Source organism: Suilimivivens sp. (assembly GCF_037359455.1).
GTDB classification, from domain to species: domain Bacteria; phylum Bacillota; class Clostridia; order Lachnospirales; family Lachnospiraceae; genus Suilimivivens; species Suilimivivens aceti.
The window spans coordinates 36882-58420 of the sequence record NZ_JAXXXI010000035.1 but is presented as its reverse complement, the minus strand read 5'-3'; the positions used below and the strand labels follow the sequence as shown (position 1 = coordinate 58420).

Genomic DNA, 21539 nt, shown 5'->3' with positions numbered 1-21539 from the left:
CGATCCTCTCTTCGCTCACACCTATATTACCATCCACAAATTTTCAACTTCTCTTTTCGTTGTCTTATTTTTATAGAAATAGATTGGATATCCCTTCTTATAAAGAGCATCAGCTATTGCACATTCGTAAATACCACCTTTTGAGTTTCCTGTTAATGTGTTTTCCACAATATGCTGTTTTAAAGAAAAATCATTCATCGCCATCAGCAGTGATAAATCGGTTGTATATGCCCTGAAAAAAATCATCTCTTGCATAATCATCCAAGTCAAATCTGACATCCGTCACAAGTTTACATAATTGCACCATATCTGCCCGAACCAGCCATTCAACACTTGAATAATATGCTACCGATAACGCCTACCAGATACCTGGCAATTGTCTTCAGTAACGCAATATCTGTGATTTTTCTTTTTCCACCCTCTTTTTCTCTTCTTGCCTGACGCTGCTCAATTTCTTTTACAATGACGGTATTGTAGATTCCCTCCAAATACTGATCTATTTTTTCATCCGTTCGGTTCATTACTGCCACATACGGAATTCCGCCAGTTTTCATAAACGCTGCAAAAGCTTCCTCTTTTGCCATACCTGTCACCGTCATATACTCGCGGAAAGAAAGCGGCAGCATCTTGATCTCTGTGTACCTTCCTGACAAAAGCGTTGCAAGCTCACTTGACAGCATATATGCATTGGAACCTGTGATATAAACATCCACATGGTCTCTGATACTCTCTATTAAGGAGATGTCTAAAATAAGGTAATTCGACGCTATTTTCCATCATTTCAACCATCAATCGGGCTCCAGGTATTTCGTGTTGCAGTCCAATGTTCATTAAAAGGCTTCTTGTCGATTGCTGCCACGATTGGCTTTCTCAAAAAGGATCTGATTGTACGCAGAACGGTACTATAACTATCGGTTTTTGTATCAATTTTTCGACAAAATGCCTTCCACTTTTTCTGCATAGCTTCGTCATTCTCAAAAGCCATCACTTGTTCGAACTGCTCAACAGTGAATACATGTCCACGATTTTCAAAAGTTTTTTTCAAAGCTTCGGTTAAGACAACACCATCAAAGTCAAATTTATTGGCAAGATAATAAATATCATAGTAATCCTTCATTCGACTAGAAAACTCCATCAGATTGAGAATAGCATCTATTTTTTCAGCAATAGTTGTTTCAAGAGAGTATGTGTTTACCATAGGAGCTGCAAAATCCGCCAGCTGGGTCGGAATCTTGTGTTTTTCCTGATTTGGCACAATGACATCTCCCACTCCAAAGTCAATGCTGAATGGGGTTTTGATATTCTTAATCCTTGCGACTAAGGAAGCACCAATACCAGCATATTTTTTTGCCACTGCAATAGGCGCAACATTTGTAATTTCAAATGTCACAAAATCATTTCCCGTTTGTGTCGCAATGATCTCTTCCAAAACTTTTTTCAGTTTTTCCGGTGTATTTGGAACTTTCCTGAGCAGGAAATCTACATCTACCGTCACACGGCTGTCAAAGCCGGTAATGGAATAGATAAAAAGTCCACCTTTTAGAACAAGGTTTTCTGTATATTGGGACTTCTCCAACCTGCGGAGAAATTCTTCCTGGCAGAAAAGCTGCAGACAAAGCTGGTAGCTCCTCCCGGTTTCCTTGCCTTTATTCTTTAAGCGTGTCAGTACGGACGCAGCAGTATCAGCCATTCAGCAGCACCTCCATCAACTCAGTAACCTTTTTGTGTACTCTTAACTTCTTTGCATATTCAGAAAGGTTTCTCAAGTCTTTTTTCGAATCATTCACATAGGCGTTCAACGCCTTGTTGAAGATTTCATTGTCCAGTCTTGAACGATATTTGAAGCAATCGCAGATTGTACGCTCTCGATCATATACAGGAAGTATGACACCGTTAAAATCGGCAGTTGTTTTGCCCAGTTCATATATTTCTGATTGCACATAGTAAGTTTGCAATGCCAGTGCATCTATATCCAATTTTGTTCGAGACATAGATCTCGGAACAGCAATCGACCATTTCCGAGGTGCAAAGTCACTATAGCCATAATGAAAAAGAGCCGATTCCACACAAATGATTGCCTTTGGAATCAATGTTGCAATGAGTTGTTCTTCAGAAGATGTGTCCCAATCGGCAAGTTGATAGTATCCGTGTCGAATGCGTTCAAGGTACCCGGTGTTACAAAGATTCACAACGTCAACAGCGGGTATGCCAGCTGCAACAAAATCTGATGTTTTTGCAATACCACCCTTTTCTATAATTACCTGTTTTAAAAGAGTTTTCTTATCCACATATTCACCAACTTTTATTAAAAACCACACACACTTAATTCACTTTTGTGCTTATATTTTATTATATCATTCAAATTAAATTAATCAATAATTTCACGCACAATTTTATAATTTCTGTGTGTGAAATTTTTAATTCTGGATTTCGGCCTGATATGGTAAGCTAAAACTGGACACATGAAGCAAGGCTGATTAATTTTCCGCCTCGTGACAGCAAAGAATGGAAACTGGAATATAATGCCCGGACATCAGCAGAACGTTCAAACAAACGTGAGAAAATAGACTTTCAATTAGAAAGCGGCAGACACCGCATCTAAGATGTGGTACTGCCGCCTCTATCATATCCTGATGCTACAGCATCTGGATGCCTGGGATCTGCCTTTCGAATCCACCCTGCAAAAGCTGATTTTGAATGTAGCATGATCCTACCGTTATCATACCTCATTTTTCGGCATAGCAACAGTCCTATGTCTATTTTTTGTGCCCATTTTTTCCGTTTTGGATAATATTTACTTGTCAAAGTTCAATGCCAGAGTTTCGCTGATATGATCTATCGGAATTTTGATAAATCATCACCCATCTTCTGTAAACATTCTAACGTATCTTCCACATTCTTATCACCGGATAAGGTTCTCAGAAGCTTAATCAACATTTCATTTAGCAGCAATATATTTTGGTCAGTTTACCGTTTTATAATATTTAATTTATAAATGCATTTCTACATCAGCTTATCTATAAACTGTTCATAAAACCATGTCATATCATCAACTTTTGAAAGTATTGTCAGCTCATCCAGGGCAGCATCATAAGACCTGAACGCAGGTGCAGACTCCATATCCGGACGTTCAAAATTCATTAATCAACGCATTTTTACCAACACGATGTCTGTCATAGATAACAATACACTCACAAGAAAGTAACTCGTAAGTTATTTTCTTGTGAGTGTATTAATTCAAGAAATCCTCAAAATCAACAAAAAAGATCCTCAGTTCTGTCAAAGTCTGTACTTTAATGCTTGAATAAATAATTTATTTATAGAGATCTTCCAGCGTTATTAAATGAACTTCTCCACGCTCCTCTGCCTGAAGAAGGCCATCTGTAAATCCCCCCTTTGAAAAAATATAGTAATGATAGGTGCTGCCCTTTCCAAAGGCAGCTGCATACTCCCTGATTAACTCAAGTTCGTCCACTCCAATTTTCTCATTTCTGTACTTACACGAACCAATAATATAGTTCCTACCCTCAACAGGCGTTCCTACAATATCAATTTGTATCTGCATTTTCTTATTCGGATCAGTCCCCCACCATTGACCAATTTCACTCAGTTCAACAGGAAGGTTATCTGAATAATAAAGCAGATAATCCCGACACATCTTCTCAAATATCAGTCCCATATAATCAGGAAGATATTGTTTTACAGCGTGCGGATAGATCTTTGCAATCCTGCCCGAATCAATTGCACTCATGTTGGCAGGCACAAACCGATACCAAAATCGAAAAAAATTGTCTGCCAACAAATAAATAGTCTTCTTACCTGCTTTTTCTGATATTGGTGTTTCTTTTTTTACAATACCAAGTTCCATCAATGTCTTAAGATATTTAGATACTACTGAATTCTCTTCGCCGACTTTTGTCTTAATATCATTCATCCGTGAAGCTCCTTCAGCAATTGCTTTAATGATTGCATTGTAAACAGCCGGTTCCCTGAGTTCCTGCTTCAGCAGATTTCCTGGTTCTTCATACAAATAACTGGATCGGTCAAAAAAGTTACTCAGTAAGGCTTCATCCACACTATCCTTCACATCCAGTTTGTTAATATAATGAGGTACTCCTCCTGTGATGCCGTAAATCAGAGAATTATCCTCTACAGATAAATCAGGATGGAACACTGATGTTTCTTTATAATCCAGTGGCTTTATCTTAAACTGCCCAGTTCTTCTACCATACAACGGGCTTTCCTTTCCAAGCACCTGACTCTCCATGAAGCTCATGGACGAACCACAAAGAATCAAATACATCCTAGTCTCTGTCCACTTATGGTCAATGATGTGCTGCAACATTGCAGAAATAGCAGGTTTCGCTTTGGCAAGATAGGGATATTCATCAATAACAAACACGATTCGTTTTTCTTTCGAAAGTATTGTCAGCTCATCCAGCGCAGCATCATAAGATCTGAACTCAGGTGCAGACTCCATATCCGGACGTTCAAAACTCATAATTGACTTCGAAAGAGCTTCCAGATTTTCTTTTTCTGTCGTATTCAACGCAGAGAAAAAAATCGTTGGTTTGTCCTTACAAAATTCGTTAATCAGCGCAGTTTTACCAACACGTCGTCTGCCATAGATAACAATACACTCAAACTTACCATCTGCATAACGTTTATTCAGTTTTCTTAGTTCCTCCTTACGGCAATAAAACCTATTCATCTTCTTGTCTCCAAATCATTATACTCATAAGAAAGTAACTCGTAATTCACTTTCTTATGAGTATAATAATTCAAGAAATGTTCAAAGTCAATCAAAAAAGATTCTCTGATATTACCTACCAGTACAACCTCATATTCTCTGCAGCATCCGCATCTGACAAATGAAACCGTTGTTTCACCTTATCCTCAGTTTTGTCAAAGTCTGCACCCAGTTCCTTGCAAGTCACTATCAGTGCCTGTATTCCCTCTTTTATTCCTTCCTTTATTCCTTCCTTTATTCCTTCCTGTCTTCCCTGTCTGGTATATTGGTCAAATAATTCGCACACGGTAATCTCATCCTCCTCTTTTACACCCATTTTCTGTAAACATTCTAACGTATCTTCCACATTCTTTTCACCGGATAAAGTTCTCAGAAGCTTAATCAGCGCTTCCTTATGCACCACTTTCTGATCGGATCTATATCCATTGCCCTCAGCCAGATAATCCACCACAATACGCATATCACTCTGAAATAAGTTTCTTATTTCCTTCGGCAGTTTTCTCATTTCAAATACATGCAGTTTCAAATCATCTATATAACTCAGTACTTTTCCAGGATAATTTCTGCTCTGGAACATTTCGTAAATGCTTCTGTTCTGCTTCCATGATCCTTCTCCCCAGTATAAAACAATTTCGACTACCGGATAAACATCCTTCGCTTTGCCATCGTACTGTTCACGATATGCACTGCCAATATAACCTGCCTTCCGAAATATCATCTTGGAATCCAGTCTTGTCTGATTGGCAAACAGGTACTGCATCGTCACCCGTCCATCATGCATTTCATACCTAGCTACGTCTTCTAACTGGTTCCTCAGATTTTCTCTTCCCTGATATACGGTTTCTGTCGGTGATGCCAGAAGGCTATCCTTATTTATCCTCTGCAGTCCCTCATATATTAGTACATTAATAATATCAGCTGCTACATCCGGATATGTTTCAAAATTCTTCGCTGTAAGATCATTTGTTTCCATCTGCTCTCCCTGCCGGGAAATTCAGATGATGACAGATAACCCTTCCATTTTAAAATCCTCTAAAATCTCCCGCTTACATATTTTTGAAAATAAGCATAGATTTCAGATTTAGACGCCAGTCTGTACTGGCCTGACAGCAGCAGGAAAAATCCTTCCCTTGGTAAAAATCAATTTTTATTCTGCTCAATAATGAACACCTGACTCAATGATATTGTTTATCATCTCATATATGCTTACATTGAATTGTAAACATATCATATCATACATTTCATTTAGCAGCAATATATTTTGGTCAGTTTATCGTTTTATAATATTTAATTTATAAATCCATCTTGACATGAGCTTATTTATATAAATTTCATAAAATCATGTTCTTTTATTAATCTAGTCTCCTACCATACTCCAAAGTAACCACCAGCTGGATGCGATGTGCGTAACCACACCTCCTCGCAGGCATAAGAGAAGCCCATCTGCACAGGGCAGACGGGCTAAAAATGGGTATAAAAATACCCCGTCAGATTTCTCCAACGGGGTTGCTACCGATTATTGAATTTTACTCCATAAGAGCATTGTGCTCTCCATAATATCCTCATAGCTGATATCAGCAGCATACGGATATTTCTTCTGGTAGGACTTCCAAAATGTATGTAACTGTGCGTCATCACTGACGGCAGCCATAATTTTGGGTGCTTCCTCTTTCAGATTTTCGGTGCTTCTTTTCTTACAGGTTGCCTCAAATGCCTTTTTCAGCACATCAGCATCGATGTCCTGCTCGTAAATAGAAAGCAGTGTCTTGATGTCATAGAAGTCTCTCATTCGGGTATTCAAAAGACCTCTTGCAAGGACCGTCTGAAGTTTTTCTGCCAGAATGGTTTCCAAATTATACGACCAAAGGCTGATGGAACGATCATCCAAGAGCAATTTATAGTTGTACTCGATTGCTCCTGGCGTGATAACATCTCCTGTAGAAATATCAACCTTCATCGGTGTAACGATTTTTCCCATCACGGCATTCATGGTAAACCGAATACCCGGATATTCCATTTCATCCATGATATTGGAAACTTCCTTAACCTCAAAGGTCACTCCATCGCCAAGGTCGATGTCCTTGATTTCATCGACAATCCGTCTGGCCTCTTCTGCCGACTGATTCTGATTTTTAATACTCGTATCGATATCCATCGTGGACCGCAATGCTACGCCAACCATTGCTGTCACCAGCATTCCGCCTTTGATGATAAAATTATCTTTATACTGCGAATTGGCAACTCTCTCAAGGAAACGCTCCATCATATAAATTCGCATGAGCGTTCTGGCATCTGCCTTGTTTTCCTTTGCCACATTCTTAATTCTTCCCTTAACCTGTTCAGGTGTCAGCTGTATTTTACAATAATACCCCCATATATCTGCGGATCACATTATCAACCCGAAACAACTTTGCATATTCCATAAGTCGATTCAGGTCCTTGTCTCTTCTGGAAACATATGTCTTCAGAACGGAATTGAAATCCTGTGCTTCAATACTGCTCCGACTTCTCATCAGATCACAAATCGTTCGTTCCAGGTCATACATCGGAATCATATTCCCGTCATTGTCTTTCACAATAATCTTTCCGGCATCCAGCAATTCCCGTTTTACCGTATATGCTTTACAACTTCCATCCGCTGTAAGCCGATGCGCATTGTAACCGCTGTATATGGTAAGTGTGTGGACAAACGGTTCTCTGTCTGTCAGACCATGATAATAAAAAGCCTCGTCATGTGAAAAAACAGCATTCGGGCATCTCTTATGAAGCACATACAACTCATCGACCCAATCCACTCCCGTAGAATAAACACCACGGCTGACCGACTCCAATCCATTTTCTCGAACATATTTGTAAAACTTAAATTTTGAAATTCCAGATTTTCCCGCAATTCTCGGCGTAAGGTAATCATGATTTTGAACTAATCTTGTCATCTCATTCATAGAATCACCATCCTTCCGTGCTTATATTGTAATTGAAATAAGCACGATAGTCAAGTAAAATCAAACGAGCGTGCTTATTTCATATTTAATATATGCACGCTCGTCGAGTTTTATTCTGTCAAATTTTGTCAAAATCACTTTGCGATGCCACAGTAGGCAGCTTTCCATCCCACTTCTGAACCTTCTGGTAATCGATCAGCGTATCGGACAGGCTTTCTGCCAGTTTGCGTTTTGCCTCTGACAAGGACGGAGTCCGCATCGCTGAACTGGATGAAGAGAGCTTCCGCTAGCACACGATAATAAAAAGGCAGTACGGTCGGCGAGTAAAACGGAAATCGAAGAATTGCTCAAAATACAGAAAGAAGATAAGGAGGACACACAAAATGAAAGCACATAAATATTGGTCACTCGGCGCACTTGCCTGCATGGCAGGATGCTTCTACACGGGCTGCAAGAAACTGATGCAGGTTCACAAGTATTTCGCTTGTGGCTCTCTGGTCTGCATGGGCATGGCAATCTACTCCGGCCACAAAATTGCACCGAAGAAGAAAAAAGCTGAAAAGCCTATCTGACGCAATACAATAACATTAAAGAAGCCAGAGCTGCCATCGGACAGTATATCCACACTTACAACTTTGAGCGGCGTCATTCTGCACTTGACTATCAGACACCGGCTGAATGCTACTATCCGGCAATGCTGTTGCCATATGTAGCTTAGCATAAATGGAACAGGGGAGAGTTCCATTACCTTCCCAGTGTTCCCTGTAACTTATCAACCATATCAGTTCATTATAAAAATCTCAGATTTTTGTCTTGACAACTGAGCCACTATAATTCTTCTTTTCAGAATCTGAAAACTCCTTCTTTACACCAGCAACAGTAGCATTGATTTTATCTTGTGCAAGGTTCTCCTCTTTAACACCTCATCCAGCTTCGAATTTACTTCTTCTTTGCATTCGCTGTTGTCCATGACTATATAATCCATTTCACCACTGTTAGCATATTCATTCACATCAGCGCTGATTGCACTTATCTTTTGCCCATTTTTACCCAATAATCTAACACACTGATTATAATTTAGACAATACATCGCCAATATAGTCAAGCATTTTTGAAAAACAATTCAGGAAACAATTTAATAATTATCCATTCTTACATTTTATTTCTAATCTTTTCCATATTTTCATTACCACATCATCTCTAACAATTATTAAATAACCAAAATACACAAAAATACTAGTAAACAAAATAATAAAAAATGAGGATAGACATGCCGGTAAAATTTTATGCACACTGAATGCTATGCACAAAATTAGTATAGCTCCAATTAATCCATTAAATATTTCTCTACGTATATATCTCATGTCCCCAAAATCACTTTTGGTTTTCACCTTGACGAAGCAAAAAAAGAACACAAACACTTCTGACAATAATGTTGTAAAAGCTGCTCCATACTGCCCCCACTTAGGTATCAAAAATATATTAATTACAAAATTAAGTGTTGCGCTAAAAAAAGTAGCATATAAATTAATTTTCTCCAATTTATGCGTTATATTAAAACATACCGTAACAAGCCCTCCATATATTGCAAAAATCAACGCAAATGCCAATATTTTTAATGATAACACCGCTTCTTTGTATTCTGCACCCCCCATAAATAGAATTAATTCTTCTGATAACGCAACTAATCCAACAGCAGATGGAATCAATACTATTGATAATATTGCGCATATATATGTATATAATTTTTTATATTCTTCTTGGCTCTTCCTTTCTGCAAATTCTGCAAGCTGTGGCAATGTAACCGTATAGATTGCTGCCAGCATCCTTTTTACTACTGAATATATTTTAACTGCAATTATATAGGCACCAACTGCAGAATCTCCTTTGTAATATCCCAGCATAGTGGTATCAATATTAACATACACCGAAACTGTAACATCATTAGCAAAAAAATAAAAAAGTGAAGTAAAATGTCTCTTCCATCTTCCCTGAAAATTTATTCGCAGTTGTATGTATTTTCTACAATAGAAAAAATTCATTATACAATTAATTGCATTAGTCATTACCAATATGATTGCATATAGATACACATCTTGCGGTGTTCGAACTACCATCAATAGCACCACCAAGGATGTCACATGAGTGATAATACTTCGAATAGTTATATAAGCAAAATCTTCATATACATTATTAACCCAATCAACACTTAATGTCTTAAATAAAATATCTATTCCTAAAATTGCTAATAATCCTTTATACTCTTGCAACTCTCTAGAAAAAAAGATTATCCCCATCAATCCTAAATAAGCTGCCAACATACAAATTAAGTTAATGCTAAACATTTCTTCAAAAAATTCTTGAAATGAAGATTTATTACTTCTTATTTTTGCGCCCTCTCTGGTCGCATAATTTGATATTCCAAAAGAGGCAAATAAAACAAAATAACTTACTATTGAGCTTGCATAAGAAACCATCCCTACTCCATTTTTTCCCAATATTCTCGCCACATAGGGATAAGTAATCAATGGAAATATAATAGACAAACCTGTTCTTATCACATTCAGGATTGCATTAATTGTTATTCTTTTGTTTGACATTATACCTTCCATCTTTGTCCTTATTATACAAACAACAAGTTCCTCCGCATGATGCGAATCCATTTGCCTGCCTTATTTCTTTTTCTAGCATACACACTGACAATGTAAATAACATTGTTATCATTGTCCATGATAACATTTCGTAAAAAAAAGTTGAAATAAGCATTGAAATACATGTTAGCCCCCAAAATTCTATTTTGGAGTTTTTCGCTTTTAAAGTTATTGTGGCAATTTTATATGCAAGATATAAAAAAAGCACTTCACCAACCAATCCGAAATTCATTAAAATAGTCAAATACTGATTATCTACTGCTGTATTCCATCCACGTATTGTGTAATTTTTCAAATAGTCAATTGCATAGGTGGCTCCACCACCAAATAGTTTTTGTATAAGACCTGAACGCATCCAATCGTTTAATCCGTTTCTTATCATCGTTACTCGATTATAATTTGATGCATTTGTTATGTTCAATCCTGTTATCCATCTCATCCACCAAAAATTTAATACCGCATGCAGCTTCTCGAAATTAAAGCAAATAATTACTATGCATAATATCAATAAAATTACTCCGCTATAAAAATCACTTTTTTTAAACCGGAATGTCTTAATCTTTTTTTTCAAAGCAAATAAGGTAACACATATAAAAGCAATCCAACTGCTTCGTGATTGCGTTCCCAAAATGCTAATAATAATTGACAATCCAAAAACCAAGTTTAGAATATTACTTTTAAAATGTCTATACAAAAGACACAGCCAGAAAAAAACCATAAATACGGCACAGATTATAGGCTGAATGAAAATTAACCTTACCCTCGCCGCAGAAGTTCCCAATTGTGCAACCATATATTGTCTCGATTCCACTGTAATAAATTGCAAAAAAAGACTCTGTTTCGTAACACATTCAACCACTCCAAGAAGACTTAGTACTCCTCCAGCATTTCTAACATTTTTTAACGTCTCCTCATGATTAATATACATCGCAACATAATATGCCATAATTGTCATCCCTGCACATTTATATAGTATACTTTGATATGCTGAAATTCTGATTCCATCTATTAAAACAGATACTCCCAATATATATATCAAAAAAAGGTTCCATATAAATAGCACTTTTTTTTCATTCCAGTATACCTTTACTCTTCCATTCCAAATAGAAAAAAGAAACGCTATTGCTATTTCTATAGGCAATAATACATATCCTTGCTTTGTAGCCATCCTGAACTGTAATAAAACAATCACTATAACAAAAAAATATATAATTACTCTTTTATATTTAATCTTCAACATTTCGCTCATTTATTCCTGATAAATTTTCATCTCTTATTCCTTATTGTACATCCATATCGCTTCCCATCATCTTTTTATACATTTCAATGTATATTTTATATGTCTTATTGCATTCATTAATACTATTTCTTTTCTTTCTGCAAAATTCTCTATAAGAAACTCTATTTGCAATCGTAGAACCCTGATTTGTATGTAAAACTTGAAGCTGTGGAAAATAGATCATTCTCCAATTGTTTTTTTTGCATCTTAAAGCTAAATAATCTTCTTCTCCATACATAAAAGTCAAAGGCTCAAATAATATATCATTAATTTTACAATATTGGTTCGAAAAAATAATACAGGCACCGAACAACACAGCTCCTTCTTTCATCTTTTTCCATTCAATATTTCTTTGTGGTCTGATTTTCCTGTATATTTGAATGAACTTTACCATAAATTTGCAGTCTCTGAATTTTTCAACCAGCCACTTTCGATACATTGTTACTGAAAAATTTTTAGAACATTTATATTCCCTTTTTATCTCTTTTTGAATAACCTTTTCTATGTTTTTTATTGTTCGTAATTGTGTTGAAATAGGACTTTGATGGTAAGATCTGTGGAGAACAAAGATATCCGGACCTGCAACAAAAAAGCTTTCTGTGTTATAACATTGATAAAGTACTCTTATAAAATCCTTTTGTTCAAACACAACATCATTATTTACTACTATCACAAAATCCATATCATATTTGCTCTTGCATAGCTGATATCCCAAATTATTTCCTGTTGCAAAACCTCCGTTTATATCAGAAATTACAACTTCAATATTATTATTTTTTTCGTATAACTTCTTCAATTCCATTCCACTTCCATTGGAAGAAGCATTATCAACTATAACTATTTTACTGTTATGAATGTCATTCAATCCTAATATAGATGCTACCGTTCTTTCCGTTAAATTTTGATCCATATAATGCAAAATAATAAAGCATACATCTATTTTTTTCATCGTATTTTCCATTCTTATACCATTAACTCAGTTTTTGTTTTTTAAGCATTCTTCTATTAATGCATACCATTCTCTTGCTGATTTTTCCCAGCTAAATTTCTTTAAAATTTTATCTGGACTCTCTACTGGCTCATTTAACAATTCATCTAAATTATAGTCATAGCAATAAGGATCTATATAATGTGCAGAATTCCCATAAATTTCCGGAAGCGAGGATGTGTTTGAAATGATAATTGGTGCTCCATGATACAACGCCTCCATTGGAGGAATTCCAAATCCCTCCATCAAAGATGGAAATAGAAATGCTTTACAATTTCTGTAAAGTGATCTTAATTCTTCATCCGGCACATAACCGGTATAAATTATATTTTGTGCCTTTCCATAATACTTTTCAAATTGTTCATTACTAAGCGCCCCGGCAATCAAAAAGATATCACCTGGATTCTTATCTGCGATCTTAAATATCCAATCTATGTTTTTATTTTTCACTAATCTTCCCAAATACAAATAATAATTTTTCGAACATATATTGTACTTTTTTAACACATCATAATCCGCAGATTTTCCAATCAAATGCTGCCACCCATTGTATATGACTTGAATCTTCTCTGCTTTAACCGGTAATTTCTCTATCATTGTCTGCTTACTATATTGCGATACTGTTACTATCTTCAATGCAAATAATGCATCAACAATAGCCTTGATTTTTTTCTTGAAATAATAATAAAATGAATTATTATAAACTCCATAAAACGCATATATATCATGAATTGTAACAATAGAATTTCTATTAGGAACAACCTCATTAGCAAATCCAACATAAAGTTTTTTCCCATGATCCAAATATTTATAAGTAGCCCAACATTTTTTATTAAATGTATTAGGTTTTACTAGAATTTTTGTTATATTTTCCAGCTGTATCAGATTTTCATTTCCTTCAAATATCAGAAGTTCATATTTGCCTGGTTCAACCAACTCATCTAATTTTTTTATGACTTCCTCTGCATATCTCTGTGCGCCATCAAATTTTCCATTTTGTATACAACGTCCGTCAAGCAAGACCTGTGCCATTCTTTTTTCTCCACTCTAAAAATATGAATCCTCTAATTGTTCCTTAACTCTATGAATTCCCATTTCGATAGTTGTTTTTTCTTTCCATCCCAAAGACATAAGCTTATGATTATCCAACACTGCGCATGTAGCTTTCGAAAATCCTGCCGCTTCAGTTTTATCAGGTAAATCACGTACTACACTTACTCCAAACTCTTTCGCTATAAGTTTTGCAAGCTCATATAATGTAATTATTGAGTTGGTTCCTGCAATATTATATACCTCCGAATTTTTCCCATTAAGCATAACTGCTAATATTCCAGACACACAGTCCATGACATATACATATGAATACAATTGCCTTCCTTCACTCTTTAAAACAATATTTTCTCTATTTAATCCATTATGAAAGAATTGGGCAATTGCTCTGGAATCTTCCCTACTTATTGTTCCACCATAAACTCTGGCCAATCTTACTATTTTAAATAAAGCCCCTTCCTGTTGAGAAAATGCATAGCACAAGCTTTCTGCCACCCTTTTACTTTCTGGATATCCTGCCCGTAATGTTGCACAATTAATATATCCCATGTCATTCTCTTGAAATTTTCCCTCTCCTGTAAGGCTTTCTCCATATATTTCCACAGATGAAAGAAATATAAATTCAGCATCATTTTGAACTGCCAACTTCATCAATTGATAAGTTCCCAATGTATTTGCTGTTATTGTTCCTATGGGATCTTTTGCGTATAACAACGGATGTGTATTACTGGCTGCATGAATTATATAATCAATTTTCTGTTCTATATTAATTTCTTCTGTAATATCATAAGAAAAGTATGTAAAGCAATTGTCTTTCCAATAGTCCGAAAATATTCTTTTTGCCTTTTCTAAATTTCGGCTCACTGCGATCATTTGACAACAATAATTATGTTCTCTATTCAATTTCATGATCACATCAACAATTACCTGTCCTATGGCTCCGCTTGCCCCAGTTAAGAGAACTGTTTTATTTCTAAATTTTTCCCATTTATACGGTTCTGCAAGAATACTATTAATTTCTTCTTGGTACATTCGATTCTTTCTCATAATCTCACTTCAAATAATCTACACTGTTTTGTTCATTCAAATATGCCTGAAAAGTTTCTACATCCTCTACAGTAGTCAGCTTAAGATTTTTTTCAGAACCCTTTGAAAAATAAATTTTTTTCCCAAGGTTCTGCATCAGAACACAGGAGGCTGCTGTATTATAAATATGTCTTTTCTTTGCCTCTTCATGTGCCTGTAACAAATCTTTTAGCATATATGTATGTGGGGTCTGTGTCCGTAGTAGCTTTTCTCTTGGAATAGAAACATCCGAAGAAATTCCATCATCACTTTCAAAAATGGCTTCTATACATGGAATTGCTGCAACAGCACTGCCATATTGCTGATAAACAGCCAAACTATCTGCTATTATTTCCTGTGAAATCATTGGACGATTTCCATCATGCACCATGACTACATCACTTAAATTATGGTTCTTTTCTAATTCCTTCAATCCACATAAAATAGATTTTTGTCCTGTATCCCCTCCATCTACCAAACACTTCAATTTTGAAATTTCAAATTGTTTAGCATAGGCCCAGATCATATCTTTCCAGTTTGGTAATGTTACTACCATAATTTCGTCTATAAGCGGTGATTTTTGAAAAGCTTCCATAGTGTATAGAATAACTGGTTTATTATTAATATGTAAAAATTGCTTAGGAATATCCTGATGCATACGGCTTCCAACTCCTGCCGCCGTTAATAATGCAATATTCATTTTTTATCCATTCCTTTCTTTTTACTCAGTCACAAAGCATTATTAATATAATTAATTCAAAACACTTTGCAGTATTAGTAAATTTAGCGTACAGGTATCCCAGTATTATTAGCTATACCATCCACCAAAAATTGATATTCAGATGATTCATTTCCGAAGATACAAATATCATTAATTAGATTCCCTATGCGAAACTTTTCTTATATCTTATTAGCGATTTTGGTATAGTTTACCATTTTCAATCTTTGTTTTCATTTTATTCACAAATTTCTATTCTGTGATGCAGTTCTCTTTCATTTAAATTATTAGGTGGTATCATGTAATTACCATAATAATGTGTTAGTTCCTCATGATACATTTTAGGAGCCCATAACTCTATGTCTTCAAATGATAAACGTATTTTTTCTTCAAAAAAACTTCTAGGTAAAATTTCCTTTTTCTTAAATGGACCATATAAGCTACATACATAATCACTATTATCTAATGAATACTTTTTTAAAAGCCTATCTTCCTTTAGCATAATTTCCCGTTGATCAATAGATGGTCTAAATCTTGTTTTATTCAATATCCATATAATACATCTTTCCCATAATGGTCTATTGGCTTTATATTGATTTACTGTTTCGTCATACCATGATAACTGTAAAAGCATTCTCAAAAAAAGCCATTTATAATAATGAAAAAAAATTGCAACTTTCCCTTTTGGCATTCCATCCAATAAAAAAATATCTAACATAACATATTGCTTTCTTTCTTTATTCCCTTGGTGATATATAACTTTTATTGTCTCATCCCTTAGTTCAGGCATTCTTCTAGGTATTGCATCATTATCTACGGTATAATCATATAATTTATATTTATCATTTAGGATTTCATTTTTATGTGCCTTTAGCCACTCATAATCTTTTCGTGGCATCATTACATCAGCATCATCATCCCATTGTATAAATCCTCCCTCTCTAACTGCGCCTAATAATGTTCCTCCACAAATATAATATGATAATCCATACTGATTACATATGGCATCAAAATATTGTAATATTTTTTTCTCCGCAACCTGTACTTTCTTCAATTTTTCATTTTCACTATACATTTTAGAATCTCCATTGTTTTTTCATTCAATCCTCCAATAGAATCATTGTAAACCCACTTTTTTATTACTAATAATTCAAATGAATATCAAGAAATAGTTTTTTGTATTCATTTTCCATAGAGTAAACATTGTACTTATTTATTATATCCTGTCGTGCCTCTTTCCCATATGCTATTGCCTTATTACTATCCAATAATAATTCATTTATAGCATTTATATATTCCGATTTACATTTACATACAATTCCATTCTTTCCATTTCTTATAACATCCTTATTACCATCAGCATCACTAACTATACATGGCTTTCCTATATACATTACTTCCATTAATGCAATACTTAATGATTCCCAAGCTGAAGGGAAAAGAAATATATCGGAATCCATAATTCTTGCAATAGCTTCTTCCCTACTTAGCCATCCTGTTATGGTTACATTTGGACTATCTAACACATTCTTTAATGGCCCTGATCCTATCCACACAAAGTTTATGTCCTTAAATTCACTTGCAAGTTCATTAAATAAATATGGATTTTTCTGTTCAACAATTTTACCTAACATTGTAATAACCGGCTTGTTTTTCTTTTTTTTACATCTATATTTCTGAGCATTTGTTATCACAATATCCATTTCATCAGGGTTAATTCCATTTGCAATGCATATTGCATGTTTAGTCACCTGTCTGCTTGCTTCTAACTCACCGTCTATATCTGTGATTGTTAAACATTTTTTCTTATCCGAGATTTTTTCAATCAACTTATACATGTTTCTTTTAGTTTTCGAACAATTCATCATTAAAAAACTATAGGCATGTGGAGAATATAAAACCTTAAATTTATTACAATTAATAGCCCATCTTCCTATAACACCTGCCTTTGTCGAATGAAGATGAATTAAATCTGGTCTTATTCTTCTCACGATTTTCTTAATATTAAAAAAAGCTCTTAAATCATTATTTGGCTCTATTTCTCTTGTAAAACCTTCTACAAAGATAAAATGAATTTTCGAATTAAATTGTTCTCTAAAATTTTCTGGCGTTTCCGGTCTTGTTGCATATGCCACATATACATCATATTCTGCTGCTTGCCATGTTGATATATTTTTAATATAGTTCAAAACCCCACTTCCCAGACATTCCGTTATATGTAATATTTTTTTCATTTCAATATGCTCCATTTCCTGAAAATATAGCTGGAATCGTTCCAATAATCATCTTTATATCCGTCCACAAACTCATATCTTCAATATATTTCAAATCCAATTCCACCCACTGATCCCATTTAATATTTGCGCGCCCACCTATTTGCCAGTAGCAGGTCAGTCCTGGCTGTACAATAAGTCTTTGTCTGTCATATTCATCACATTCTTCCATCTGAAATACTAAAATAGGCCTTGGTCCAACGATAGACATATCACCCTTAATGATATTGATTAACTGTGGTAATTCATCAATCGATAACCTTCTGATTACCTTTCCCACCTTTGTAATTCTTGGATCATTTTTTATTTTAAAGGCATGTCCCGTCTGCTCATTATTTTTCATAAGTTCCTTAAGTTTTTCATCTGCATTAACATACATGCTTCGAAATTTATACATCTTGAATGGCTTCATATTTTTACCTGCTCTTGGCTGCGTAAAAAAAACCGGTCCACTGTCTTCCACTTTAATAGCCATAGCAGTTAGTATAAAAATTGGAGATAAAATTACTAATGCTGTCCCAGATAGAATAATATCAATAAGACGTTTTGTAACAATATACAATTTGCTCTTTTTTTCATAAACAGCACGCATGTTTTTATGTATATCACTTCTACATATACCAGTTGATACAAACTCATTATTGTTTTTGTGTATTCCTTCTGTTCTCACAATCTCTGGTATGTAAATCTCTCTTTCACACTTTTCATTGGCAATCTGATTTTCGACAGCTATTTCCCTCATAAATTTCTCCCTTTCTTTTCTAAGATTTCTAAAATATTTAGCCTCATTTTTCATTCTTATAATTGCCAGTTCATAAAACGGTCACCTATAAATCTTCTATTCTTCCACCTTCCGGCGTTCCTCTTTTTCCACATCATCCATACTCATCTGTACCGGGATCAGCTCCCCGAACAGAGGTACGGCTGCTGTTACACTCCGATTTTTTTCATTTACTGAAATCACCTTAAGAAGTCCATCTCCATAAATTCCTGTGGTATTGACTACATAATCCCCTTCTGTAATCCCACCTTCATGCAGATATCCCTGTCCGGTCTTCTGTCCTGTGCTGACTTCTTTCTGTGTATCAGTTCCTGAATGCCCTGAGTTTTTCTTCTCAAGCCGCCTTTTCTTCGCTTCCTCCAGCCACAGAATCGCTGGATCCTTGCTCGACCACAGACCGAATTTCAGTCTTCTTTTTTCACCAAGAAACGGCATTTCCACAATAGCTCTCCGGTGAGGCAGATCGATTTTCACGATATATTCCTGATAGTCTGCCAGCGGACCTGCCACAAACGTGATCCGCCCATTTGCATTTCTTTCTATATAGCTTACACGCATAAGACCGTCCCAAAGGACATTGTCAAGGAACTCTTCCTCCTCCTTATGAATTGGCCAAAAACGCTTGCCTATCTGATCCTCTTCAGAAAGCAGTATTGTAAGTCCCGGAACCTTTCGAAGCTCCTCATAAACATCCTCAGGTCTGTCCGTTTCGATAAAGAGATAACCGCCAAACATCTTCCGGATACTGATATTGCCGATGCCTTCCTTTCGCCAGACATCCTCATATAATGGGACAAAGCACCGCCTGAACAGTGCCCTGTCCATCCTTTGGTTGATCCAGGTACAAACCTGCTGTTCTTCTCCGTTTACTGTCTGAATTACATACCACATATCCTATCTTCTCCACTCCTGTTTTTGACATAGCTTCGCCATCACCGGACTTTGCCGGTTTCTTTTGCTCCGCTATGACTGTTCAAAAGCTTCAGGCAGCATATACTACTCAGAAGATTCTTCACTTTTATGCAGAAAATCTGCCACCGGAGCGCTTTTTTATGTCATTGGAACATTACGGAGTGATTTCCTATGGCATAATAAAACTCCCGGCATAAGACAATCACATATCTTACACCGGGAGCACCCGTTTTCTTTTCAGCTGTATTCTGCTTTTACCAGTAGAGTTTCATGTTTTCTTCGATTTCACTGTCAGGAAGCTTCAGTTCCCTTCTGATACTGTCTGCCGTATCCTGATAGCTTATATGAAACCGCTTGCAGGTACGGATCATGGCAGGTATCACTTCTGCTCTGCCTCTTCTGGTATACTGGTCAAATAATTCACACATACTGATTTCATCCTCCTCTTTTACATTCATTTCCTGAAGTATAGCCTCTGTGTCCTCTACGTTTTCATCTCCGGAGAGTACCCTCAGCAGCTTGATAAGAGCCTCCTTATGTACCACCTTCTGTTCTGACCGGTAATCATTTCCTTCTGCAAGATAATCGACCACGATCCTCATGTCACTCTGAAACCGTTTTCTTACTTTTTCCGGCAGATTTCTGAGTTCAAATACATGGAGCTTCAGATCATCCACATAAGACATTGTCTTAGCCGGAAGTTTCTTGTCCCGAAATATTTCATGGACACTTCTGTTTTCATTCCATCTTCTCTTTCCCCAGTAAAGAACCAGCTCTATCACTGGGAATCTGTTCTGTGTCTTCCTTTCATACTGCTCTCTGTAGATGCCTCCAATATAGCCAGCTTTGCGAAGCAGCATATCAGGATCCTTCTTCGTCTGATTAGCAAAGAGATACACAGTCCGTATCTCTCCGTCAGCCATATCATACTTTGCGATATCCTCCAGCTGATTTCGCAGCTTTTTCTTTCCCTGATACAGGGTTTCCGTTGGAGATGCCAGAAGGTTTTCTTCCTTTATCTCGTTCTTTCCCTCATACAGAAGTACATTGAGAATATCGGCTGCCACATCTGGATACGCTTCAAAATTCTTCGTTACAAGATCATTGGTACTTTCCATTCATTTCTCCCTTCCTCTGACGGAAGAGAAAATGAACGCCCCCTGTTATTTCAATCTCTCCGCCTGTTTAGTTGTGTCATAAGTGAATCTCTGGCGAAAAGCCTGAAACTACATGATATGATTTTTCTGATAGAAACACTATATCATATATACTCACGCTGTGCAAGGAGTTTTTTAAACATGATTTCGTTTATTTTTCAGTATTCATCTCGATGTAAGATATGCAATTGTCAAGGTTCTGGCAAGGACGGCTGTCTATCCATCCTTCCTTTTATATCAGCCAGAGGCTTACGCCCCTGACTGACGACCACACCCGGAAAATAATCATGCATGATTACTTTTAAATCCCATTATGCAGTCAGGTTGAGAATGCCTGACTGCTAAAAAACACTAATACCGGATTGGATTACTGTGCTGCAGGAACCTCAATAAAGGCAAGAGTTCCGTGGCTTGTCATATCGACAACTACGTGATCCTCTCTGATCTCTACAACCTTAACCTCAACCCATGCACCGTTTACCTTCTGGTAAACCTTGATGCTCTGGCCTGCCTTCACGCCCTTCATGTAGAAGTTAACCTGAGCAGATTCGAACTTGCCGACAACTGCTTTGGTTCCAAATACAGAAAGAACCTTTCCGCCAAGCTCAGTAGCCTGTGCCTTTGCATCCTTAACAGTAGCTGCATTAGCCTTTGTTAAGAAGAAAATTACATTACTGGGGGCTCCGTTAATGATAACGTGTCCACCCTGTCCTGTCGGAAGTGCATCCGGGAGTCCGGGAGTCTCAACAATTGCATTGTTGGTATACTCACCGACTGACTTACTTTCAGCTGCTGCAGCTGCTTCTACTGTTGCAGAAACGCTGGATGCAACTACTGCTGCAGAAGGTGATCCTGCTGCAGATACAGTCATACCGCAGAGCATTGCTCCGATCAGGGTACATGCGATAAGCTTTTTCATTGGACTGTCTCCTCCTTTCTTTTCAGCAAAAAGCCGAAAGCCTGAGTGTGGTTT

General features: G+C 36.3%; 23 protein-coding genes and 1 pseudogene. 2 read left to right on the top strand and 22 right to left on the bottom strand.

The window, feature by feature from the left end:
- Positions 1-21: 21 nt before the first annotated feature.
- The 10 genes from WJQ40_RS05440 to WJQ40_RS05395 form a co-directional block, all read right to left on the bottom strand.
- Positions 22-261, bottom strand: coding sequence for a DUF4143 domain-containing protein (locus tag WJQ40_RS05440; protein ID WP_337538873.1), 240 nt, complete (start codon positions 259-261; stop codon positions 22-24).
- A 65-nt stretch (positions 262-326) separates the two neighbouring features.
- On the bottom strand, positions 327-713 hold the full coding sequence (locus tag WJQ40_RS05435; protein ID WP_337538441.1) for an AAA family ATPase: 387 nt from the start codon (positions 711-713) through the stop codon (positions 327-329).
- Positions 714-781: 68 nt separating this feature from the next.
- Positions 782-1690 carry a nucleotidyl transferase AbiEii/AbiGii toxin family protein gene (locus WJQ40_RS05430; protein WP_337538439.1) on the bottom strand — a complete coding sequence of 303 codons (909 nt, stop codon included), beginning with the start codon at positions 1688-1690 and terminating at the stop codon, positions 782-784.
- On the bottom strand, positions 1683-2318 hold the full coding sequence (locus tag WJQ40_RS05425; protein WP_337538436.1) for a type IV toxin-antitoxin system AbiEi family antitoxin domain-containing protein: 636 nt from the start codon (positions 2316-2318) through the stop codon (positions 1683-1685). Before WJQ40_RS05425 ends, WJQ40_RS05430 begins: the two co-directional genes overlap by 8 nt.
- Before the next feature lie 685 nt (positions 2319-3003).
- Complete coding sequence (locus tag WJQ40_RS05420) at positions 3004-3141, bottom strand: hypothetical protein (protein ID WP_337538433.1); 138 nt, start codon at positions 3139-3141, stop codon at positions 3004-3006.
- Positions 3142-3313: 172 nt separating this feature from the next.
- The gene (locus WJQ40_RS05415; protein ID WP_337538429.1) at positions 3314-4711 is read right to left on the bottom strand and encodes an ATP-binding protein; all 1398 of its coding nucleotides are present in this window, start codon (positions 4709-4711) and stop codon (positions 3314-3316) included.
- A 115-nt stretch (positions 4712-4826) separates the two neighbouring features.
- On the bottom strand, positions 4827-5723 hold the full coding sequence (locus WJQ40_RS05410; protein WP_337538426.1) for an Rpn family recombination-promoting nuclease/putative transposase: 897 nt from the start codon (positions 5721-5723) through the stop codon (positions 4827-4829).
- 543 nt (positions 5724-6266) lie between these two features.
- Positions 6267-7064, bottom strand: coding sequence for a nucleotidyl transferase AbiEii/AbiGii toxin family protein (locus tag WJQ40_RS05405; protein WP_337538424.1), 798 nt, complete (start codon positions 7062-7064; stop codon positions 6267-6269).
- Positions 7065-7107: 43 nt separating this feature from the next.
- Positions 7108-7692 carry an abortive phage infection protein gene (locus WJQ40_RS05400; protein WP_337538421.1) on the bottom strand — a complete coding sequence of 195 codons (585 nt, stop codon included), beginning with the start codon at positions 7690-7692 and terminating at the stop codon, positions 7108-7110.
- Positions 7693-7810: 118 nt separating this feature from the next.
- Positions 7811-7936, bottom strand: a complete 126-nt coding sequence (locus WJQ40_RS05395; protein WP_337538418.1) for a hypothetical protein — start codon at positions 7934-7936, stop codon at positions 7811-7813.
- 139 nt (positions 7937-8075) lie between these two features.
- On the opposite strand from WJQ40_RS05395, the gene WJQ40_RS05390 reads away from it, so the two are divergent.
- Together WJQ40_RS05390 and WJQ40_RS05385 are read left to right on the top strand one after the other, a co-directional pair.
- Positions 8076-8264 (top strand): DUF6219 family protein, encoded by a 189-nt coding sequence (locus WJQ40_RS05390; RefSeq protein WP_337538416.1) that lies wholly within the window; start codon positions 8076-8078, stop codon positions 8262-8264.
- Positions 8252-8410 (top strand): annotated as a pseudogene (locus tag WJQ40_RS05385) (integrase core domain-containing protein); the annotation flags it as partial. The gene WJQ40_RS05390 and the pseudogene WJQ40_RS05385, both read left to right, overlap by 13 nt.
- A 424-nt stretch (positions 8411-8834) precedes the next feature.
- Here the strand turns inward: WJQ40_RS05385 and WJQ40_RS05380 are convergent.
- The 12 genes from WJQ40_RS05380 to WJQ40_RS05325 all read right to left on the bottom strand — a co-directional run bounded on the left by WJQ40_RS05380 (position 8835) and on the right by WJQ40_RS05325 (position 21485).
- Positions 8835-10292: an oligosaccharide flippase family protein gene (locus WJQ40_RS05380; protein ID WP_337538414.1), complete on the bottom strand. Its 1458-nt coding sequence runs from the start codon at positions 10290-10292 to the stop codon at positions 8835-8837.
- Positions 10267-11592: an O-antigen ligase family protein gene (locus WJQ40_RS05375; RefSeq protein ID WP_337538411.1), complete on the bottom strand. Its 1326-nt coding sequence runs from the start codon at positions 11590-11592 to the stop codon at positions 10267-10269. The genes WJQ40_RS05380 and WJQ40_RS05375 overlap by 26 nt, the downstream gene beginning before the upstream one ends.
- A gap of 31 nt (positions 11593-11623) precedes the next feature.
- Positions 11624-12571: a glycosyltransferase gene (locus tag WJQ40_RS05370; protein ID WP_337538408.1), complete on the bottom strand. Its 948-nt coding sequence runs from the start codon at positions 12569-12571 to the stop codon at positions 11624-11626.
- 27 nt (positions 12572-12598) lie between these two features.
- Entirely contained in the window at positions 12599-13642 is a 1044-nt protein-coding gene (locus WJQ40_RS05365; protein WP_337538406.1) for a glycosyltransferase family 1 protein, read from the bottom strand.
- A gap of 15 nt (positions 13643-13657) precedes the next feature.
- Positions 13658-14692, bottom strand: coding sequence for an NAD-dependent epimerase/dehydratase family protein (locus tag WJQ40_RS05360; protein WP_337538403.1), 1035 nt, complete (start codon positions 14690-14692; stop codon positions 13658-13660).
- 19 nt (positions 14693-14711) lie between these two features.
- Complete coding sequence (locus WJQ40_RS05355; RefSeq protein ID WP_337538401.1) at positions 14712-15425, bottom strand: IspD/TarI family cytidylyltransferase; 714 nt, start codon at positions 15423-15425, stop codon at positions 14712-14714.
- A gap of 256 nt (positions 15426-15681) precedes the next feature.
- The gene (locus WJQ40_RS05350; protein WP_337538398.1) at positions 15682-16518 is read right to left on the bottom strand and encodes a LicD family protein; all 837 of its coding nucleotides are present in this window, start codon (positions 16516-16518) and stop codon (positions 15682-15684) included.
- Between the two features lie 67 nt (positions 16519-16585).
- On the bottom strand, positions 16586-17677 hold the full coding sequence (locus WJQ40_RS05345) for a glycosyltransferase (protein WP_337538396.1): 1092 nt from the start codon (positions 17675-17677) through the stop codon (positions 16586-16588).
- 1 nt (position 17678) lies between these two features.
- The gene (locus tag WJQ40_RS05340; protein ID WP_337538393.1) at positions 17679-18458 is read right to left on the bottom strand and encodes a sugar transferase; all 780 of its coding nucleotides are present in this window, start codon (positions 18456-18458) and stop codon (positions 17679-17681) included.
- Positions 18459-18554: 96 nt separating this feature from the next.
- Entirely contained in the window at positions 18555-19388 is an 834-nt protein-coding gene (locus WJQ40_RS05335) for a transcription termination/antitermination NusG family protein (RefSeq protein WP_337538390.1), read from the bottom strand.
- A 275-nt stretch (positions 19389-19663) separates the two neighbouring features.
- Entirely contained in the window at positions 19664-20527 is an 864-nt protein-coding gene (locus WJQ40_RS05330) for an Rpn family recombination-promoting nuclease/putative transposase (protein ID WP_337538387.1), read from the bottom strand.
- A gap of 406 nt (positions 20528-20933) precedes the next feature.
- Positions 20934-21485 (bottom strand): hypothetical protein, encoded by a 552-nt coding sequence (locus WJQ40_RS05325; RefSeq protein WP_262575686.1) that lies wholly within the window; start codon positions 21483-21485, stop codon positions 20934-20936.
- Positions 21486-21539 lie beyond the last annotated feature (54 nt).

Coding starts and splice junctions, on each gene's coding strand:
- WJQ40_RS05440 (WP_337538873.1), bottom strand. CDS start 261: ATGATTATGCAAGAGATGATTTTTTTCAGGGCATATACAACCGATTTA.
- WJQ40_RS05430 (WP_337538439.1), bottom strand. CDS start 1,690: ATGGCTGATACTGCTGCGTCCGTACTGACACGCTTAAAGAATAAAGGC.
- WJQ40_RS05420 (WP_337538433.1), bottom strand. CDS start 3,141: ATGAATTTTGAACGTCCGGATATGGAGTCTGCACCTGCGTTCAGGTCT.
- WJQ40_RS05415 (WP_337538429.1), bottom strand. CDS start 4,711: ATGAATAGGTTTTATTGCCGTAAGGAGGAACTAAGAAAACTGAATAAA.
- WJQ40_RS05410 (WP_337538426.1), bottom strand. CDS start 5,723: ATGGAAACAAATGATCTTACAGCGAAGAATTTTGAAACATATCCGGAT.
- WJQ40_RS05400 (WP_337538421.1), bottom strand. CDS start 7,692: ATGAATGAGATGACAAGATTAGTTCAAAATCATGATTACCTTACGCCG.
- WJQ40_RS05390 (WP_337538416.1), top strand. CDS start 8,076: ATGAAAGCACATAAATATTGGTCACTCGGCGCACTTGCCTGCATGGCA.
- WJQ40_RS05380 (WP_337538414.1), bottom strand. CDS start 10,292: ATGTCAAACAAAAGAATAACAATTAATGCAATCCTGAATGTGATAAGA.
- WJQ40_RS05375 (WP_337538411.1), bottom strand. CDS start 11,592: ATGAGCGAAATGTTGAAGATTAAATATAAAAGAGTAATTATATATTTT.
- WJQ40_RS05370 (WP_337538408.1), bottom strand. CDS start 12,571: ATGAAAAAAATAGATGTATGCTTTATTATTTTGCATTATATGGATCAA.
- WJQ40_RS05365 (WP_337538406.1), bottom strand. CDS start 13,642: ATGGCACAGGTCTTGCTTGACGGACGTTGTATACAAAATGGAAAATTT.
- WJQ40_RS05360 (WP_337538403.1), bottom strand. CDS start 14,692: ATGTACCAAGAAGAAATTAATAGTATTCTTGCAGAACCGTATAAATGG.
- WJQ40_RS05355 (WP_337538401.1), bottom strand. CDS start 15,425: ATGAATATTGCATTATTAACGGCGGCAGGAGTTGGAAGCCGTATGCAT.
- WJQ40_RS05350 (WP_337538398.1), bottom strand. CDS start 16,518: ATGTATAGTGAAAATGAAAAATTGAAGAAAGTACAGGTTGCGGAGAAA.
- WJQ40_RS05345 (WP_337538396.1), bottom strand. CDS start 17,677: ATGAAAAAAATATTACATATAACGGAATGTCTGGGAAGTGGGGTTTTG.
- WJQ40_RS05340 (WP_337538393.1), bottom strand. CDS start 18,458: ATGAGGGAAATAGCTGTCGAAAATCAGATTGCCAATGAAAAGTGTGAA.
- WJQ40_RS05335 (WP_337538390.1), bottom strand. CDS start 19,388: ATGTGGTATGTAATTCAGACAGTAAACGGAGAAGAACAGCAGGTTTGT.
- WJQ40_RS05330 (WP_337538387.1), bottom strand. CDS start 20,527: ATGGAAAGTACCAATGATCTTGTAACGAAGAATTTTGAAGCGTATCCA.
- WJQ40_RS05325 (WP_262575686.1), bottom strand. CDS start 21,485: ATGAAAAAGCTTATCGCATGTACCCTGATCGGAGCAATGCTCTGCGGT.